This is a genomic window from Dyadobacter sp. CY347 (genome assembly GCF_021502655.1).
Lineage (GTDB): Bacteria > Bacteroidota > Bacteroidia > Cytophagales > Spirosomataceae > Dyadobacter.
On the sequence record NZ_JAKFFT010000004.1, the window covers coordinates 277,130 to 297,385 of the forward strand.

General features: G+C 45.5%; 15 protein-coding genes. 12 read left to right on the forward strand and 3 right to left on the reverse strand.

The window, feature by feature from the left end:
* Window positions 1–2: 2 nt before the first annotated feature.
* Window positions 3–695, forward strand: coding sequence for a hypothetical protein (locus L0659_RS09325; RefSeq protein ID WP_235125640.1), 693 nt, complete (start codon window positions 3–5; stop codon window positions 693–695).
* 27 nt (window positions 696–722) lie between these two features.
* A complete protein-coding gene (coaE, locus tag L0659_RS09330) occupies window positions 723–1,331 on the forward strand; it encodes a dephospho-CoA kinase (protein WP_235125642.1) in 609 nt (202 codons plus the stop codon).
* Here the strand turns inward: coaE and L0659_RS09335 are convergent.
* The 3 genes from L0659_RS09335 to L0659_RS09345 all read right to left on the reverse strand — a co-directional run bounded on the left by L0659_RS09335 (window position 1,328) and on the right by L0659_RS09345 (window position 4,577).
* The gene (locus tag L0659_RS09335) at window positions 1,328–3,121 is read right to left on the reverse strand and encodes a DNA polymerase III subunit gamma/tau (RefSeq protein ID WP_235126834.1); all 1,794 of its coding nucleotides are present in this window, start codon (window positions 3,119–3,121) and stop codon (window positions 1,328–1,330) included. The genes coaE and L0659_RS09335 overlap by 4 nt on opposite strands.
* Window positions 3,122–3,156: 35 nt before the next feature.
* Complete coding sequence (locus L0659_RS09340) at window positions 3,157–3,987, reverse strand: family 16 glycosylhydrolase (protein ID WP_235125644.1); 831 nt, start codon at window positions 3,985–3,987, stop codon at window positions 3,157–3,159.
* Between the two features lie 116 nt (window positions 3,988–4,103).
* Window positions 4,104–4,577, reverse strand: coding sequence for a DUF6934 family protein (locus L0659_RS09345; RefSeq protein WP_235125646.1), 474 nt, complete (start codon window positions 4,575–4,577; stop codon window positions 4,104–4,106).
* Window positions 4,578–4,704: 127 nt separating this feature from the next.
* Here L0659_RS09345 and L0659_RS09350 point away from each other — a divergent pair, with 127 nt between their 5' ends.
* The 10 genes from L0659_RS09350 (at window position 4,705) to L0659_RS09395 (ending at window position 20,255) form a co-directional block, all read left to right on the forward strand.
* A complete protein-coding gene (locus tag L0659_RS09350) occupies window positions 4,705–5,709 on the forward strand; it encodes a GSCFA domain-containing protein (RefSeq protein WP_235125647.1) in 1,005 nt (334 codons plus the stop codon).
* Between the two features lie 108 nt (window positions 5,710–5,817).
* Window positions 5,818–6,924 carry an Mrp/NBP35 family ATP-binding protein gene (locus L0659_RS09355; RefSeq protein ID WP_235125649.1) on the forward strand — a complete coding sequence of 369 codons (1,107 nt, stop codon included), beginning with the start codon at window positions 5,818–5,820 and terminating at the stop codon, window positions 6,922–6,924.
* 66 nt (window positions 6,925–6,990) lie between these two features.
* A complete protein-coding gene (locus L0659_RS09360; protein WP_026632669.1) occupies window positions 6,991–7,248 on the forward strand; it encodes a NifU family protein in 258 nt (85 codons plus the stop codon).
* Window positions 7,249–7,414: 166 nt separating this feature from the next.
* Window positions 7,415–9,124, forward strand: coding sequence for a D-alanine--D-alanine ligase (locus L0659_RS09365; RefSeq protein WP_235125651.1), 1,710 nt, complete (start codon window positions 7,415–7,417; stop codon window positions 9,122–9,124).
* An 86-nt stretch (window positions 9,125–9,210) separates the two neighbouring features.
* Window positions 9,211–11,901, forward strand: coding sequence for an MGH1-like glycoside hydrolase domain-containing protein (locus L0659_RS09370; RefSeq protein WP_235125652.1), 2,691 nt, complete (start codon window positions 9,211–9,213; stop codon window positions 11,899–11,901).
* A 51-nt stretch (window positions 11,902–11,952) separates the two neighbouring features.
* Window positions 11,953–13,716, forward strand: coding sequence for a phospho-sugar mutase (locus L0659_RS09375; protein ID WP_235125654.1), 1,764 nt, complete (start codon window positions 11,953–11,955; stop codon window positions 13,714–13,716).
* Window positions 13,717–13,929: 213 nt separating this feature from the next.
* The gene (locus L0659_RS09380; protein ID WP_235125655.1) at window positions 13,930–17,040 is read left to right on the forward strand and encodes a SusC/RagA family TonB-linked outer membrane protein; all 3,111 of its coding nucleotides are present in this window, start codon (window positions 13,930–13,932) and stop codon (window positions 17,038–17,040) included.
* Between the two features lie 5 nt (window positions 17,041–17,045).
* Window positions 17,046–18,482, forward strand: coding sequence for a SusD/RagB family nutrient-binding outer membrane lipoprotein (locus tag L0659_RS09385; RefSeq protein WP_235125656.1), 1,437 nt, complete (start codon window positions 17,046–17,048; stop codon window positions 18,480–18,482).
* 65 nt (window positions 18,483–18,547) lie between these two features.
* Complete coding sequence (locus L0659_RS09390; protein ID WP_235125657.1) at window positions 18,548–18,997, forward strand: hypothetical protein; 450 nt, start codon at window positions 18,548–18,550, stop codon at window positions 18,995–18,997.
* A 106-nt stretch (window positions 18,998–19,103) separates the two neighbouring features.
* A complete protein-coding gene (locus tag L0659_RS09395; protein WP_235125658.1) occupies window positions 19,104–20,255 on the forward strand; it encodes a carboxypeptidase-like regulatory domain-containing protein in 1,152 nt (383 codons plus the stop codon).
* The last annotated feature ends 1 nt before the right edge of the window (window position 20,256 follow it).

Sequence of the window (20,256 nt, forward strand, 5' to 3'; positions counted from 1 at the left end):
TTATGAGTAACGCACCATCAGGCCAGAATAAAGTCAAGACGTTTTTTGTGTGCATTCTGGCAGCCTCGTTTTTTTGGTTAATGAATGTACTGAACAAGGATAATTATTCGATTAAGCTCAATTATCCGCTTGACATCGAATACGATTATTCGGCTTTTGTTCCTATGCAGCCATTACCGAAACGGATTTCCGTGAATGTCTCAGGCGATGGCTGGACATTGCTGCAAAAATCGTGGCTGAATTTCAATGCTAACCCGGTGGTTTACAAGGTCAACAACCCAAATGAGGCGAGTTTTATCAATTCAACCACATTAACGGACCAGATCACAGAACTCTTCCCGAACCTGCATGTGAATTATGTTATTGCAGACACATTCGAGCTTAATTTTGAGCGAAAGATCCGAAAAATTATCCCTATCCGGGTGGACAGCGCGGCGATTAACATTCGCGATGGGTATGTGATTTCAAGCATTATCAATGTTTCGCCGTCCCTTATTTCTGTGGATGGGCCAGTTTCCTTAATTAAAACTTACCCGGATACAATCCGGATCGGTGTTCCCACGCCAAAGATCCAAAACAATTTTGACGAAAGCCTGCCGATTCCGCTTCCGGTTTCGCCTTTGGTGGAAGTGAGCCACAGGGATGTTTACATTAGTTTTGAAGTGGCACAGTATCTTAATGTAATTACGCCCTAAATCCATCCTTCACGTCATTCTTCCGTCATGTCACTTCCCCTTCAAGTTGGAATTACCGGCGGAATCGGTTCCGGGAAAAGCGTTGTTTGTAAATTATTTTCCTGCCTCGGAATTCCCGTTTATAATGCCGACAGTCGCGCCAAATGGCTGACCAATCACGATCCGCAAATCATTGAAAGTGTTGTTGCTCTTTTGGGAGATGAGTCTTATACGAAAGAAGGACATTATAACACAGCTTACGTCAGCTCGCTGGTTTTCAACAATGATGATTTACTTAAAAAGCTGAATGCGATCATTCATCCCGTCGTCATGCTGGACACTGCCGACTGGGTCGAAAGCCATGCAGCGGCCCCGTATGTTGTGAAGGAAGCGGCCATAATGAACAAAGCCGGGGATCGGAATTCGCTGGATTATGTTGTGGTTGTCGAAGCGCCGCTTGAATTACGCATTACCCGGATTTTGCAGAGGGATAAGCGGAGCGAAGAGCAGATCAGGGCTATTGTGAAAAGGCAGGTTTCAGACGATGAACGGAAAAAGGTCGGCGATTTTTTTATTAATAATGATGAAAAATCAGCCTTAATCCCACAGGTTATGCAACTTCATCAAATTTTCTTGATGCACAATAAACAAAACTAAAAGTCTACATCCAATCCCAAAGCCTGTTTCAATTCCAGTAAATATGGGTTTTTCTCCGCCATATAATTGAATTTCTCTACCGGTGTGTAAGGAAGACGGTTTACTTCCTGAGGTGCCACACGCGGGTTAATTTCCAGTCTGGGTGCATCAATGCGGCTTTTGAGATAGGTCAGCAATTCATAACGCACATTGGCCATTGCTTCCAACTGGTGTGTGTTGTCCAAGGCAATCTCAATGCTCGTGCCTTCCAGCTTAAACTCTTTATTTAAACTGATTTCCTCAGTAGTCGAATTGCCTGCAATCCTTCTTTTTTCTGCAAACTCGTACCAATGCGTTTGCAATGTTTCGAATGTTAGTGCTTCTTTTCTGGCATTGTTAGGAGCTGGTGCCGTGATATCTTCACTTTGTCCTTTCGTTGCTTCCTTTACGGCGAGGTCCGCATTAGGCGCAGTTGGGGCTAGTGCAATGGTGTTTTTTAACCTGGACGAAGCTTGTGCAGGTTGGGCGGGACGTGCTGGAATATCCGTATAATTTCCGTTGGGAGCAAATCCATTCGTAGGGATTCCGTTACTTGGGATTCCGTTGGTTTGCGGCTCCACGGGCGTCGCCGCAGCTGGATTTAATGGTTTTAGCTCAGGCTCAACTTTTTTTTTTGCCGTTTCATCAACGGCGGCAACAGAAGAAAGTTGAAGAACATGGGGCAGATTGGCGAGCTTCATCAAACAAAGCTCCACATGCAACCGCTGGTTCTTTGCCGATTTGTAATTGATATCACATTGGCTGGCAATGCTCAGCGCCGACAACAAAAAGCTCATATCAGCCAGTGCAGATTGCTGCTGATATTTCCGCTCCGCTGATTCCGAAACCTGCAAAAGCGTGACGGTTTGTGGGTCTTTGCAAACCAAAAGATTGCGGAAATGTTCCAAAAGGCCAACCACGAACAAATGACCGTCAAAGCCTTTTCTCAGAATCTCATCAAACAAAACAAGTGAGCGCGCAATGCTGCCGGAAGTGAGCGCATCTGTGATTTTGAAATAATAATCATAATCCAGAATGTGCAGATTTTCCAGCACAGCCTCGTAAGTCAGCTTGTTGTCCGTCGAAAAAGTAACATTCAGGTCAAACATGGAAAGCGCATCACGAAGACCGCCATCCGCCTTTTGACCGATCAGTTCCAATGCTTCTTTTTCTGTTTCAATGCCTTCTTTCTGGGCGATATCAGCCAGGTGATAGGCGATATCTTTCGGCTGAATGCGGTTGAAATCAAAGATCTGGCAACGCGAAAGAATGGTCGGCAGAATTTTGTGCTTTTCCGTCGTGGCTAAGATAAAAATGGCATAACCCGGCGGCTCTTCCAATGTTTTCAAAAACGCATTGAAAGCCGCCTGCGACAGCATATGAACCTCATCAATGATGTAGATCTTATATTTCCCCGTCTGAGGCGGATAGCGAACCTGATCGATCAGGTTGCGGATGTCTTCAACAGAGTTATTGGAAGCAGCATCCAGCTCGTGAATGTTGAATGATGCGTTGTTTTGAAAGCTTACACAGGATTCGCATTCTCCGCAGGCTTCCACATCGTCGCCAAGGTTCTGGCAGTTTATTGTTTTGGCCAAAATCCTTGCGCAAGTTGTTTTTCCAACCCCTCTTGGCCCACAAAAAAGGAAGGCCTGCGCCAGGTGATTGGTGCGGATTGCGTTTTTTAAAGTTGTAGTGATGTGTGACTGGCCAACCACCGAATCGAAAGTGACCGGACGATACTTTCTGGCCGAGACAACGAAATTATCCATAGCGCAAGATACTTCCATGCGCTCGAATTTCAAAGCTACTTTTTCTCAACAAGCGGGTAAACGCGGACATAATCGACCTCCATTTTTTGCGGGAAAATGCTGTCATCCACGCCTTTCTGTCCGCCCCAGTTGCCTCCGACTGCAACATTTAAAATTAAATGAAAAGGTTTATCAAAAGGCCATTGGGCCCAGTCGTAGCCTTGTTCCTTGGTAAAAGTAAAGTAGTCTTTCCCATCCAAAAGGATCTTCACGCTTTCAGGAGTCCATTCGCAGGCGTAAATGTGGAATTCGTCCGAGACGGTTTCAATCACCACGTTATTGCCCTTATTTGTGCCGATGGAATGGTTAAATGCCTTGGTATGCACATTACCATGAATTTTATTCTGGTCAAAACCGACGTGTTCCATGATATCGATCTCACCATTATCCGGCCAGCCTTTATTTCCATAGCCATTTCCGCTCGCCAGCATCCAGATCGCCGGCCAAGTGCCGCGTCCTTTCGGAAGTTTCGCACGTATTTCGAATTTGCCATACGTAAAATCTCCCTTACCCTTGGAAACCAGCCTCGCCGAGCTGTAATCAGCTTTCCCAGACTTTTCCTTGATCGCCTCAATGATCAGATGCCCGTTCTCGACCTTGGCATTTTCTAGCTTATCCGTGTAATTTTCCAACTCGTTATTCCCCCAGCCATGATCACCCAAATCATAACTCCATTTTTTAGGATCAGGCTTACCGGAATAATCGAATTCATCCTGCCAGGAAGGGGTGGAGGCGAATTGGTACGAACTATTAATTACCGTTGAATCACGCGGATATTCGCACCCTAGAAATAAATTTGACAGGATTATAAGTTGAAACAAGCTCATACATTCACGATTTTTCAGTATTAGCCTTCTGTTTCCTTCTATCAAATAGTGGCGATAAATCAGTTGTTCGTAGCATTTCATTTACTTCCGCAAGCTTCCGTTGAACAATTGGATGTTCATGAAGATTTGTAATTACCTGTTTGTTTTTCTCTTTCATAATTTCCTATCAAATAATATCTATAGTTTGTGTTTAATCGAAATTCTTCGAAAATGCCATCGGAAATTCCCAAAACTCTGAAAGTCTTTGAAATTCCTGCCAACTCTCTTGAAAGCACCATCCGGTAGAGTCTGTGCCTGCGGGGATCGCTACCCGAAAATACAACATAATGAGAAGGTTTCGCTTCGAGAAAGTGTATTATTATTCTAAATACGGTAGCCAATACGATTTTAAAATCTTTATTTTTTGTCTCCACGATGTCGCAGAGGCTTCCGTCTTTCAAAAGATCTAATAAAGCTAGGTTATAGACTTGAACGTTGTCTGTTGCGGTTAACAAAACGACTTTCGTGACCTCTTTCTCAGGGCTTCTGCTGATGAATTCGTAACGAACTTCGCGGTCTTGTAGGGTAAATGGATAGAAGGCCTCTTGCATTCAATAAAATGTATAGTGTGTAATATTTGCCAAACATAATCCTTTTCTCCAATTTATGAAAGCACATTTAATTGCCCGAAACTGAGCAAATACTTGTAATTTTACGGTTGATACATTTAATTGATGAATGAAGGAAATTAAGCTTACTACGGAGGTTGGAATCGCCCCATCGGATTGGAAAATAGGCCATCATTCCAGGATTGCGACAATTGGTTCTTGTTTTGCAGATGTGCTTGGAAATCAGCTTGATGGTTATAAGTTTTCTGTTCTAAATAATGATTTTGGCACTGCATTTAATCCGCTGGCTATTGCCAAAATCCTGGATAGCACGCTGGAAAATAAGCAGCCTAATCCAGCATTGTTTTTAGAGAATTCTGATAAGATCTGGCTTCATCATGATTTCCATTCATCGCTTTATGGACATGATAAGGAGGGTTTGCAAGCGCAGCTGACAGATAAATTGATGATTGCAAAAGCGTTTCTGCAAAGTGCAGATGTTTTGGTAATTACCTTCGGCACCGCATTTGCGTACCGGCATAAGCAGACAAACCTTATCGTTGGCAATTGCCATAAGCTCCCAGCCGACCGCTTCCTGAAAGAACTGCTTCATCCCGACCAGATTATGATCGCATATGATCATTTGGTTCAGAAGTTGCAATCGTTCCAAAGGAATTTAAAAATCATATTGACGGTAAGCCCGGTTCGGCATACACGCGACACATTACCGCTGAACCAGGTCAGCAAGTCTACATTACGGCTGGTTTGTCACCGGCTATCCGAAAAATACAAGCATGTCGAGTATTTCCCTTCGTATGAGATCATTGTGGACGAGCTGCGTGATTATCGGTTTTATGAAGAAGATATGATTCATCCAAGCAAGGTTGCCGAAGAATACATTTTCAACGAATTTGCCAAAACTTACATTGATAGCAGAGCCCAGAATTTCATGAAAGAATGGGATGCCATTCGTCAAATGGTGCTGCACAGGCCTTTGCATGGTGTTACCGAAAGTCACCGGAAACTGCTGAAAAATGTGCTGGCGAAATTAAGGGCGCTTTCCCCACAAGTCGATGTTGCCAGAGAAATTGCCGAAACGGAAGACAAAATCCATGAATTTTCACATTTGAGATAAACTCATTGGGAATAATTCGTGTTGCATGATATTAGAGTGAAGAGTTAGATATTTTCAAGTTTCCGGGGCTTCGCAACGTGTAACAATCGCGAGGTCTTAACCAGTATAATGGGAGAATTTACAATTAATAAGGAGAAAGTTTTACAGGCGCTCAGCACTGTTGAAGAACCGGACCTGAAAAAGGACCTGGTAACGCTGGGTATGATCCAGGACATTGAGATCGGAGTAAATCAGGTAAGGTTTACGGTTGTTTTGACAACGCCTGCATGTCCTTTGAAAGAGCTGATCCGCAGGAATTGCGAAGCTGCAATCCACGAACATTTAAGTCCTGATGTTGAGGTTATTATTAAACTTACAGCCAACGTAACTTCAACACGTCAATCCGGGCCGATCATTCCGGGCGTGAAGAATGTGATTGCTATTTCTTCCGGAAAGGGCGGCGTGGGCAAGTCAACCGTTACTGCGAATCTTGCGATGGCGCTGCACCGTTCGGGTGCTTCGGTCGGCATTATCGATGCGGACATTTCCGGACCTTCGATCCCGGTCATGTTTGGCGCTGAAAATATGCAGCCAACGATTACGCCGAAAGACGGTAAAAACTACATTAACCCGATCCGCCAATACGGGATTAAGATGATCTCCATCGGCTTCCTTACGCCGCCCGACAGTGCGGTTGTGTGGCGTGGCCCGATGGCAAGCCAGGCTTTGAAGCAGTTTTTTGCAGATACAGATTGGGGAGATCTGGATTATCTTTTGATCGACCTTCCTCCCGGCACCAGCGATATACATTTAACATTGGTACAAACCGTGCCGGTTACCGGGGCAGTCATTGTGACAACGCCTCAAAAAGTGGCGCTGGCAGACGCTATTAAAGGTTCGCAAATGTTCCGACAGCCACAGATCAATGTTCCGATCCTGGGTGTGATTGAAAACATGGCCTGGTTTACGCCGGAAGAAATGCCTGATCATCAATACCATATCTTCGGAAAGGGCGGAGGTCAGTTACTAGCTGATAAATTCGATGTTCCTTTATTAGGTCAAATTCCACTTGTACAAGGCATTAGGGAAGCTGGTGACGAGGGACGTCCGGCTGTAATGGATATAAACCCGATTGTGAATGATGCATTCCGTGACGCCGCAGAGTCCCTGGCGCAGCAGGTTGCGATCAGAAATGCGACGAAGGAAAAGACGCAGGCTGTTGAAATTCAGGTTTAGTCTGAAATGTTAATGATTTGATTTTTTGAATATATTCTTGCACCTTAGCAAACAGATTTTTTAACAATGGATTCAAAAGAAAAAATAATAGAGCTCATCGAGCAGGCACTCGATACGGTACGACCTTATTTGCATGCAGATGGTGGAGATGTGAAATTTGTGGAATTGACTGATGATCTGGTCGTTAAATTGGAATTGCAGGGCTCTTGCCAAAGCTGCCCGATGAGTGCAATGACATTCCGCGCCGGTCTGGAAGAATCCATTCGCAAAGCTGTTCCATATGTCAGCAAAGTTGTATCTGTGAATGTACCTGAACTGGCCTGAAACGGGTTGGTTTTTATAACTGTATTTCAAGTAAAGGCAGCTTTTCCAAACGGGAAGCTGCTTTTTCATTTAAAATTCTACTGCATTTCAGTGAGAAATTGATTCGTCCCGATTAGTAAGTTATATTGCGCGTAAGATTTAGAAGATTTTACCTGGACATTTAAATATGCGTATCGGAATATTTTTCGGAGGACCTTCCCGCGAAAGGGAAATTTCATTTGCTGGTGGAAAAACTGCTTTTGAATACCTGGATAAGTCACTTTTTGAGCCAGTTCCGGTCTTTGTAGATAGTTTCGGACGTTTTATCCTGCTTGAAAAAGCCTTCATGTATGCCAGTGAGATCCGGGAATTTTATCCTCCCCGAAGCGCCGATCAAACTGTTTATAAAACTTATATTGAGTCGCATCCTGAGCTTGCCAGCGAGCCGGTGCCTTCCGAAATCGGGACATTATTATCTCCTGAACAATTCAAACAACATTTCGATTTCGTATTCCTGGCCATGCACGGGCCTGACTGTGAGGACGGTGCGATCCAGGGTTTATTGGAATGGTATAAAATCCCTTACAGCGGCCCCGGTTTAATGGGTTCTGCTGTTGGAATAGATAAAATTCTTCAAAATGATATGATCGCATTGGTGAATGGTCAGCAGAAAAAGAGCTGGACATTGCGCTATGATCAGTGGATTCCGCGTGAGTATCCGATTCTGTTTCAGGTGCTTAAAAAGCATTTAGGACTTCCGTTAGTGATTAAAGCGCCACATCAGGGCTCGTCTATCGGCGTTGCTATTGTGAAGGATGAATCTTTGGAAGAATTTATCTCGGCGGTTAACCAGTGCTTCTTTCAGGTTGAGTTAAATGGCGAAACCTGGAGTGCGCTGGACGTGTCGGAAAAGCAAGCCTGGGCGCAAAAAATGGCCAATCTTGATGAAGGAATTGGTTTTCCGGTTGTGTTAAACAATAAAGCAATTTATCATCCGGCGGAATTGATCCATGTGCTGGACAGCTATTTCTCGCAAGGAAATGAGCATGCATTGCTCAGCAGCTCCAATGGGGAAGACCAGGTTTTGATAGAGGAATTTATCAACGGTCAGGAATTTTCGTGCGGCTGCATTCAGCTGGACAACGGCAAACCATTAGCCTTACCGCCTAGCGAGGTGATTAAAATGGTCCAAGTTTTTGATTTTAATGCAAAATATAAACCTGGCGCAAGCCGAAAACGCATTCCGGTTGACACAACACTTGAATTAAATCAGGAAATTCAAAAAGTTATAGCGACTGTTTTCGAGCAACTGGGCATCAATGTCTGCGTCCGCATCGACGGATTTCTTACGCCCGACGGCACCATTGTACTCCACGACCCGAACACAATCCCCGGAATGTCGCCTACATCGTTCATTTTCAAGCAAATGGCTGAAATTGGTTTGAATGTTACTCAGGCGCTTACCTATTTGGTGAGGCAGTCGATCCGGGAAAGGATTCGCTCCGGGAAAAATACTTGGCAATTGAGAGCGTTGCTGGATAGTCTTGACGAAAAAATCACGGCAGAGAATGCCAAAAGCAAGCCTTCGAAATTTATCGTATTTGCTTCAATGGATGAGGAATATGTAGCGGCGCGCCTAAAATACGGGAAGATGAATGCAGAAGGAGAAGCGAAGCCCATTCCAGTCTTGCACGCATCGGACGGTAAATATTATGTGTTGACTAACCCACTGATGTTCAAGGAATATGTAGCTGATGTGGAAGCGTTACTGCATACGGAAAGGCATCCGTTACTGACCGAAACTTCGCAAAAAGCGGTCGAGACGACGACCTTTTATGCGGGCAAAGTGAACTTCGAGGTAAGCGTCTACAATCAGTTGGAATCGCTCGAAGTTTAAGGCGAAATTTGCTGATCGCCGATGATTTGCCGATTAAGTTTTTAGTTTTACACAGAGATTCATTCCTATTAGAAAAATATAGATTAATGGCAAACGGCGCTGAAAAAGTAAGACTAAGCCTGCAAAAGGAGAACACAGGGTGGAAGAAGTGGGGACCTTATTTGTCTGAACGCCAGTGGGGAACGGTTCGTGAGGATTACAGTGGCAATGGTGATGCCTGGAATTATATCACCCACGAAATGGCGCTTTCAAAAGCCTATCGCTGGGGTGAAGACGGAATTGGTGGATTTTCAGATAATAAACAGCACATATGCTTCTCATTCGGATTTTGGAATCATAAAGATAAAATCCTGAAAGAGAGGATTTTCGGGTTAACAAACCGGGAGTCGAACCACGGGGAGGATGTGAAGGAAATGTACTATTACCTGGATAGCACACCCACACATTCCTATACAAAAATGCTGTATAAATACCCGCAGAATGCATTTCCTTACGAAAAATTACGTCAGGAAAATGGCCGACGCGGGAAGGAAGATCAGGAATATGAGATCATGGACACGGGCGTGTTCGAGAATGATGAGTATTTCGATATTTTCATCGAGCATGCCAAGGCGGATGAGGAGGACATTATGATGAAGGTGACGGTGTTCAACCGTGGCGACAAAGATGCTCCGATCACCGTTTTGCCAACCATCATGTTCAGAAATACGTGGTCATGGGGATATGAGGCTTTCAATTATAAGCCGATCATGAACGGAATTTCTAACCGTTTGATAGAGGTTACGCACCGCAAGCACGGAAAATACAACCTGTACCTGGACGGCGCGGACGAACTGCTGTTCTGCGAAAATGAGACCAACTTCAAAAAACTATACGGAACGGCCAACAACACAGCCTACCCGAAAGACGGGATCAACGACTACATTGTCAGCAACAAAAAGACTTCGACTGTCAATCCAAACAACATCGGAACAAAGGCAGCGGCCCGTTTCACCCGTACCATTAAGGCAGGAGAGAGCACAACATTCAGATTAAGATTTGTAAATCATACCATTTCAGAACCTTTCGGCGGCTTTGAAGATCTTTTTGCAAAAAGGATCAGGGAAGCGGATGAGTTTTATGATGATTTGCAGCGTGATGTGGCGGATGCTGATCTGCGCTCTATCCAGCGGCAGGCTTATGCGGGCATGTTGTGGAGCAAGCAGTTTTATTATTACAATGTTTACGAATGGTTAAAGGGCGATCCGGCGCAGCCAGGGCCGAACCAAGGGCGTAAATGGGGACGAAACTCAGGCTGGAAGCATTTGTATGCGGCCAACATTATCTCAATGCCGGATAAATGGGAATATCCATGGTTTGCGGCCTGGGACCTTGCTTTTCACTGTGTTCCGCTGGCACGCGTAGATGCGGATTTTGCCAAAAGACAGCTTGAAATCCTCCTTCGCGAGTATTACATGCACCCTAACGGACAAATTCCGGCTTATGAATGGAATTTCTCTGACGTAAACCCGCCGGTTCACGGCTGGGCAACCTGGAAAGTGTATGAGATTGACCGTGAGCAGAATAACGGGGTAGGGGACATTGAATTTCTCGAAAAAATATTCCATAAACTGCTCCTGAACTTTACCTGGTGGGTGAATCAAAAGGATGATACAGGCAACAACATTTTTAGCGGCGGTTTCCTGGGTTTGGATAATATCGGGGTTTTTGACCGGTCTACGCCAATGCCGTTTGGTGGAAAGCTACAACAAGCTGATGCAACGGGCTGGATGGCCATGTACACATTGAATATGTTGCGCATTTCGGTTGAAATTGCGCTTGTACACCCGGTTTACCAGGATATGGCTTCCAAATTCTTCGAGCACTTCCTGCACATTGCGGGCGCTATGGAGTCTATCGGAGGTAAAAATTCGTCGATAAGCCTTTGGGATGAGGAAGATCAGTTCTATTATGACGTGATCCACATTCCGAATGGACAAAGTATCCTGCTGAAAGTGAGGTCGATAGTCGGACTTATTCCGCTTTTTGCAGTTGAAATCCTTGATCCGCAAAATCTTGATAAGATGCCTGTTTTCAAACGGCGCGTGGAATGGGTTTTGGCAAACAGGCCGGATCTGGCAAGGTTGATATCACGCTGGTTTGAGTCCGGCAAAGGGGAAAACCGGTTGCTGTCCATTCTGCGTGGTCACCGGATGAAGATGATCATGAAGCGGATGCTGGATGAAAATGAATTCCTTTCGGACTATGGCGTTAGGGCTTTGTCAAAATATCACGAGGAAAACCCCTATAAATTTTATATCAATGGTGAAGTGCTGCAAGTGGATTATACTCCGGCTGAGGCACTTACGGATATTATGGGTGGAAATTCCAATTGGCGCGGGCCAATCTGGTTTCCATTAAATTATCTCATATTTGACTCGCTTATGAAATTCCACGCTTATTATGGCGAGGATTTTATGGTAGAATATCCAACAAATTCGGGCAACTTAGCGACCATTAAGGAAGCTGCCGTGGCCATTGCATGTCGGTTGATTGATATTTTCAAAAAGGATGCAGACGGGAACAGGGCAGTATACGGAGTGGATCAGAAAATGCAGAAAGACCCGAATTTCAATGAACACATTCTTTTTTACGAATATTTCCATGGAGATAATGGTCGGGGCTGCGGCGCGAGCCATCAAACGGGCTGGACTGGGCTGGTAGCAGAGCTGATCCACAAAACTGCTAAGGAAACTGTGAAGCAACCGGAAAAAGAAGAGCTGGAAATCAGTAAGTAACTCAACAAATCATAACGTATATTTTTCAATTAATTCCATCCAATCAAATTTATGACTGCAAAATTGGAACCTAGTGTAATGACCAAAGTGAGCAGCTGGCTCAACGGTGATTATGATATCGATACCAAACAATCCATTCAGCAATTAATCGATGAAGGAAACGATACTGAACTGACAGATGCATTTTATAAAGACCTGGAATTCGGAACGGGCGGGCTGAGAGGTCTTATCGGCATAGGTTCCAACCGCATGAACCGCTACACTGTAGGCACGGCAACGCAAGGTTTGGCGAATTATCTGAACCAGGCATTTCCAAATGAAGAAATAAAAGTGGCGATTGCTTATGACAGCCGCATTAAATCGGACGAATTTGCTAAAATTATCGCCGATATTTTCTCCGCAAACGGCATCACCGTTTATCTTTTCGAAGCGCTTCGTCCTACTCCTGAGCTTTCGTTTGCGATCCGTTTGCTGGGTTGCAAAAGTGGTGTGGTTGTAACTGCTTCACATAACCCGAAAGAATACAACGGCTATAAGGCCTATTGGGATGACGGTTCCCAGGTTGTTGCACCGCATGATACCAACATTATCAATGAGGTGAATGCGATCACATCGATTGATGACGTAAAATTTGATGGTGACGCGTCGAAAATCATTAAGATCGGTGCTGAGGTTGATGAAAAATATATGGACCACATTCTGTCGCTTTCCATTTCAAAAGGTGCTTTGGAGCGTCAGAAAGGCTTGAAAATTGTTTATACGCCCTTACATGGAACGGGCGTAACATTGGTCCCTGCGCTTCTGGCCAAAATGGGTTTTGAGGCGGTAACCGTAATCGAAGAGCAGGCGGAGCCGAAAGGAAATGGCCAGTTTCCAACGGTGGTTTATCCGAATCCTGAGGAAAGTGAAGCGATGTCCAAAGCCGTTGAGAAAGCAAAGGAAATTGACGCAGACCTTGTCTTAGGAACAGATCCTGATGCAGACCGCGTGGGAATTGCGGTGAAAAACCATCACGGCGAGATCCAGCTTTTGAATGGTAACCAGACAGCCAGCGTGCTGATCTATTATCTTTTGAATGCATGGAAAGATGCAGGTAAGCTTACAGGCAGCCAGTTTGTTTGTAAAACCATCGTTACCACCGATTTAATTGACAAAATGGCGGCGGCTTACGACGTGAAATGCTACAACACGCTGACCGGTTTCAAATATATTGCGCAGGTTATCCGTGAAAAAGAGGGCATTGAGCAGTTCATCGGTGGGGGAGAGGAAAGCTATGGTTACCTGATCGGTGACGCCGTTCGCGACAAGGATGCGATTGCTTCCTGCGCTATGATCGCGGAGTTGACGGCTTATGCGAAGGATAAAGGATTAAGTCTGTTTGATATGTTAATGGAAATCTACAAGCAGTTCGGTTTCTATTACGAAGGACTTATTTCTTTAACTAAAAAGGGGAAAACGGGAGCCGACGAAATTCAGCAAATGATGGCTGATTTCCGCGCTAATCCGCCTAAAACATTGGCAGGTTCGCCTGTAATCAGAATGGATGATTACAAAGCACTAAGCACAATTGACTTTACCAGCGGGACCACGCATTCGATCCCATCGGGTGAAATGGGCATTGAGCCATCTAATGTGCTTCAATTCTTCACGGAAGACGGAACAAAGTTCACTTGCCGCCCATCCGGAACAGAGCCTAAAATTAAATTCTACGTAGGTGTTCGGGCCGCGTTGGAGAAAAATGAAGATTTCGACAATGTATATGCGAGCCTAAAAGAAAAAGTGAGCGCAATCGGCGAAGAGCTTGGATTGAAATAAAACGCATATTCATAAAATGAACCAAAGGCTGTTCAAACTGGACAGCCTTTTTTTGTGCCTAATGGTCTGACATCAACTTACGACGCTGTATTTTAGGTAAAATAGCTTCTTCAAGTTACCGGAAGTTCATTTAAAATAAACATTATTTATTACTTTTTAAAGATAATGTTGCAAATTCACCGCAATTAATTTCATATATACACTAGCTAATTTATGATGAACAAACTACTTCACAACAACTTCTGGGTCATGTTGCTGGTCTTCCTGACCTGTTCGGGAAGTGTCCTGGCCCAAAGTATTTCAGGTAAAGTCACCGATCCGGACGGATCGGGTGTGCCCGGTGTCAGCGTGAGCGTCAAGGGCACTTCGCAGGGAACGTCCACGAATGAAAGCGGCGATTACAGCATTGCCGTCGCGGAAGGCGGCACATTGGTTTTTAGTTTCATTGGTTTTAAGAGACAGGAAATTGCGGTTGGCAATCGCAAAATCATTAATGTAACATTGCAACCGGATGTTTCGGTTTTGAATGAAGTCGTGGTGACCGCGCTGGGACAAACGCAGGAAAAGCGGGCGATTGGTTACTCGGTGCAGTCCATTAAGTCCGATGAAATCAAAAATTCGGGCGATCCGAATGTCGTCGGCGCATTGCAGGGAAAAGTTGCGGGAGCCGTGATCACAGGCTCGGGCGGGGCGCCGGGTGCGGGGGTGAACATTATCCTTAGAGGCATCACATCGTTAAGCGGAAGTGCTGATAACCAGCCGCTTTTTGTCATTGACGGCATCATTATCAGCAATGCTACAACGGCCGGGAACCCGTTGCCGAGTGCCGGGTCAGCGTCTCCCGGAGCGTCTGAGCAATTTGCAAATACAAACCGCGCGGCGGACATTAATCCCGATGATATCGAAAGCATTTCCGTACTGAAAGGTCCCGCTGCAACAGCGCTTTACGGGTTAAGGGCTTCGAACGGAGCCATCATCATGACCACCAAAAGGGGCAAATCGGGCAAGCTTAATGTGTCCGTTTCAGCGTCAGGTGGAATGGATGTGCTTGGGAAATCGCCCGACATTCAGGAGCGTTTTATCCAGGGCCGGTTCGGGGAGTTTATTTCGCCTACGGAAGTTAGGCAACGGACTCCATATCAGTCATTTGGCCCTTCTATCATGAACAATAATACGGACCGGATTTACGATAATTTCCGAGGTTTTTACCAGACTGCTTTCCGCACAAACAACAATGTCACCATTACAAAAGGAAGCGAAAAAGGGAACATTTACTTTTCGCTAGGCCAGAATTACCAGCAGGGAATCGTGCCTACAACTGACTTTTCGAGGGTTTCAGGCAAGATAGCAGGCACTTACAACCTATCAAAGAAATTTTCTGCATCTGGATCGTTCAACTACATTCGGTCGGGAGGCAAGCGGCCGCCGGCTGGCGATAAATCCATTTTCAGCGCATTGTCTTATTGGCCAAATACTTATGATGTAAATGATTATCTCAATGCAGACGGATCCTATAAAAATCTGCTTCCCGGATTCACGGATAACCCGCGCTATCTGGTCGAAAAAAGTCCGCGGATCGATCAGATCAATCGCTACATCGCCGACATTACGCTGAACTACAACATTGCCAGTTGGCTCAATGCGAAATATCAGATCACAATGGACGCTTTCAACGAGCGCCGCAACCGGCAGGTGGATAGCACATTTGATGTAGGAACGGCAGTGAAAGGGTTTTTGATCAAAGAATTTATCAATTATCGGGAGATCAATTCTAATTTGTATGTGACTGCTAACAAGCAATTTAACGAAAATTGGAGCGGGTCACTAATGCTGGGAAACTCCATTGTGGATTCAAAGCGACCCGACAGTTACTACGAGCGTGGCGAAGGGTGGACAGCGCCTTTTACGGATGACATTACCAGTTACCGCAACCAGCAAAAGCGCTTTTATTCACCCCTGGAAAATCGCATCGTCAGTTTCTTTGGAGATGCAAAGTTGAGTTACAAAGACATTCTGTATCTGAATGTTACGGGCCGAAATGACATTGTTTCCACATTACCCACGGCGAATAATTCATTCTTTTACCCATCATTCAGTGCCGGTTATGTTTTTACCGAAAACCTTCCCAAAAACAATGTACTGACCTATGGAAAGCTTAGAGCTTCGTGGGCGCAGGTGGGAAAAGGCACTGATCCTTACGTCATTGGCGCTTACTATGAGCTCGCCGACAATTTTCCGTACGGAAATACAGTTCCTGGCTACGTCCGGCGGTCGACAACGGCGGCTGATAATCTCCGGCCGGAGCGAACTACTTCCATTGAATTCGGCACAGAATTGCGGTTTTTGAGAAACAGGTTAATGGTGGATGCAACGTACTTCACAATGGATAGCAAGGATCAGATCGTCCGCGCGCCGGTTTCTAATGTGTCGGGTTACTCGTTTTATTATACCAACATTGGCCTGATCCGAAATAAGGGCGTCGAGTTGCTGGTTTCGCTTAAACCGGTTCAGACAAACAATTTCAATTGGGATATGTCCCTGAATTTCACCAAGATGTCGGGGCGCGTTATCGATATGCCCGACGAACTCGAAGAGATTTCTTACTATGATAATGGCAGCCGTGGCGTATTGAAAGTGCAGGAGGGAAGCAAAATCGGCGATCTGTGGGGACTTGATTATCTCCGTGCACCGGACGGCCAGATGCTGATCCAGGCCAACGGTTTTCCGCTGACAAGCCTGGTTACGACGCCATACGGCAATGCGCTGCCGGATTTTACAGCCGGTCTTACCAACACTTTCAGCTACAAAGGACTGGGTCTTTCGTTCCTGCTTGAATGGCGGCAGGGCGGCGATGTGGTGGATTTGGGTGAAAGGAATGCATTTCGTGCAGGGTCCATTAAAGTAACGGAGCGACGCTATGAACAGGTTGTTTTTAAGGGTGTTACGGAACAAAAATCAGCTGATGGTAACATCAGCTACGTGCCTAATACGAAAGCGGTGATCCTGGACGATGCGTTTTATAACCCTTCCACAGCGCGCTATATGGGAAATTCTGCGGAGTTCAACATTCAGGACGGTTCCTGGTTCAGGCTCCGTACAGTTAACCTTAGTTATGTTTTACCAAAAAGCATTATCGCGAAATCGGCATTCAAGGGTGGGGTAAGGTTTAGCCTTACCGGGACTAATTTGTTCCTGAACACACCATTCCGTGGTTATGATCCTGAGGCACTTACATTCGGCTCGGGAACAAACCTGATTGGATTTGTAGGAAGGAACAATCCGGCAACCCGGAGTTTTCAGTTGGCCGTTAATGTTAACTTTTAATTGAAATGATGAAAAAGATCAATCATATAATCTCTCTGACCATCATTGGTTTTCTGATGGTGTTGTCAGGCTGCAATAAGTTTCTGGACGTGAATGTGGACCCCACATTAAAGGGTGACGCGACCTTGCAGGAATTGTTGCCAACCGCCCAGTTTTACACAGGCGAAGCCAGTTATCAGCAGGCATTCGTGGCTTGTCAGTACGCTCAGCAGATCGGGAATGCCATTGGTGCGAACGGGATTGACACTTATGCGGAGGCTGATAACACATTGGGCTGGACGAATTTTTATCTCTCCGTCGTTCCGCAGCTGAATGCGGTTATTACCAAGGGCCAGGCCGAAAATGCGCCGGTTTATGTGGGTATAGGGAAAGTTTTAATGGCATATAACCTGGGTATCGCAACCACGAGCTGGGAGAATGTGCCTTATTCGGAAGCAGATAAAAAGAACTTTTTGCCCGCCTACGATTCGCAGGAGCAGGTTTACAACGCAATACAAACCTTACTGGACGAAGCGATCATTGAACTGGCCAAAAACAGCGGGATCAAACCGGCAGCCGACGACCTGATCTACAAAGGAGATGCTGCCAAATGGACAAAGCTTGCGTACTCATTGAAAGCACGTTATGCCATGCATTTGGCACAAAAAAATCCCCAACAAGCCGCACAAACTGCCATTACTGCATTACAAAACGGGATGAAGGCCAATGAGGATGACTTTCAGCTTCAATACAATTCTAAAAATCTAAGTCCGTGGTATAGCCGTGTGGCCATTCCGAATACTACGAGCAATCTTTCCGTGACTTTTACCAACACATTTGTGGACCTGATGAACGGGACGGTGCAAGGAATCGTTGACCCGCGGCTTCCCAAGGTGATTTCCTTAAAAGGCAGCCAGACCGTTTACACCGGCGTTATTCCAGGTTCCGGAAGTGGCTCGACAGTGGACCTGACGGCGAACTCATGGCATTCCAACATCAATTCGCCCTTGGTTTTTATGACATATTCGGAAGTTAAAGCCATCGAAGCAGAAGCCAGATTCTTGCTGAATGGGGGCACCGCAACTTCTACCGGCACCACGGCAGAAGGTTACAAGGCGTTCCAGGATATGATTGCCGCAAATATGGAAAAGGTGGGCGTGGAACCTGCAGATATCCAGACTTACCTCAAATCACCCGCAGTGAATGTAGGCGTTACGAAGCTGAAAGTCAGTCACATTATCATTGAGAAATTCAAATCCCTGCTGCTGAATGGTGAGATCTGGACGGACATTCGCGAGTACAATTATCTGAATTTTCCAATGCCAACCAATGTAAATCCCGACTTGCAGGGAAACAGGATCCAGCGCATGAAATACCCGGATACGGAAATCACCAGGAACTCAAAAGCAGTGCTTGCGAACCAGAAGGATCCGGAAACTCCGATGTGGATTTTTGTCAAATAAATGTGTGGATGTGTTGTTAACAACCTCTTTTGTAATCGATTATGAAATATATAAAATCAATTTTAATGCTGTTCGCCGCCATGTTTGCGCTTACTGGCTGCTACAAAGAACCGGATCTATTCGATGATCTGTTGACGAGCAATGGAAAGGTGGCGCAAATTGCGGTCATCTGGCTTGGGGATACGAAGGTGTTTTCTGCCGCGGGCGTTTTGCAGCCCGGCATCACGGTGGATTCATTGAGCAATGTGAATGTCAACATTGAATTTACTTCCGAAATCGGGATCAAAGAATTCCGGATTTACACGGCAGAGACAACAACCGGCGCACAAACGCTCGTTTCGACAACGCCTGCCGGTTCGGAGAAATATGATTCGGAATTGCGCAATTATGTGGTCAGAATTCCGGTTAAGGCGCCAAAGGCGAAGAATGCAACGGTTGTGATCTTCACAGAAGTGATTGCTGAAAACGGTCTGGCATCTGGGCAAAAGAATGTCACATTAAAAACAAAACCATAATGCAGCTAAGCGCCCTGTTTGCAGTTATTTCAGTCTTTTTCAGCAAACAGGGCGCCTGTATGCGTCCGTCGTTTTATATTTGAGCTGAAAAGCGCCGGATTCTACAATGCACTTGATTGATAATTTGCTTAAACCTAATGCTTTCCGTTCCCTTCGGTTGACGGTTGTTATTCTTCTTTGCTGCCTTGCCCAATCGCACGCCCAGCAAGGCGGAATGGTGACGCTTACAGGAAAAGTCACCGATGAAAAAACAGGCAAGCCACTTCCGTTTGCCAATGTTTTTATCAACAATTCAACCATCGGAACGAATGCGGATGAGAATGGTAATTACAAGCTGACGAATTTGTCGATTGGTAACCTTGAAATGGCCGTGTCATTTTTGGGGTACGAAACTGTGAAGCAGACATTGCGGTTTGAGCAGCCAGGCGTAAAAACAGTGCTTTTCAAGTTGAGAGAAGGGATGGAGCTCGAAGGCGTGACCGTTTACGCGAAAAAGAACAAAAAACGCGAGCGGAATTTAAAGATCATCACACGGGAATTGCTTGGCAACAGCCGGTTTAGCAAGCAATGCAAAATCATTAACCCCCAGGTTTTGCGGATTTCGGAGGATGACGACAAACATTTAACTGCACAAACAACCAAGCCGCTGATCATTGAAAACCTCGCATTGGGTTACCGCATCCACCAGGATCTGGATGATTTTGATTATTTCAACGGAAAGCTCTTTTACGGCGGCAGCACCAGATTTGAACTGCTTGTGCCAAAGGATAGTTTGCAAAAAAAACAATGGCGGGCCAACCAGAAGATCGCTTACCAGGGATCTGTAAAGCATTTGCTGTCGAGCATGGTATCAGACAGTTTGCAGGAGCAGGGTTTTAAAGTATATCAAGTAATTCCCGATTCCATGCGCAGGTTCAATACGGTGCGCACGCAAAACGGTTACAACACCATTGCCAATCATTTGCACAACCGCATTGAGCAGATCCGCGGCATGCGGCTGATCCGCCCGGGCGAGCTGGTTACCGAGCGGCTGGTGGTGTCGGGCACGCAGCTGGAAGTATTTTATCTAAATAAAAAGGGAAGGTCACCGTATTCAGATATGCCCTATGCTTATACGCAAATCACGCTGCCACAAGGATATATGGTGATTACGCCTTCGGGTTGGGTGTCTATTCCAATGGGGTTTGAGATTGCGGGCGATCTGGGCAATGACCGTTTTTCATCACTGCTGCCAGCCGACTGGAAAAGGGACGATTAAG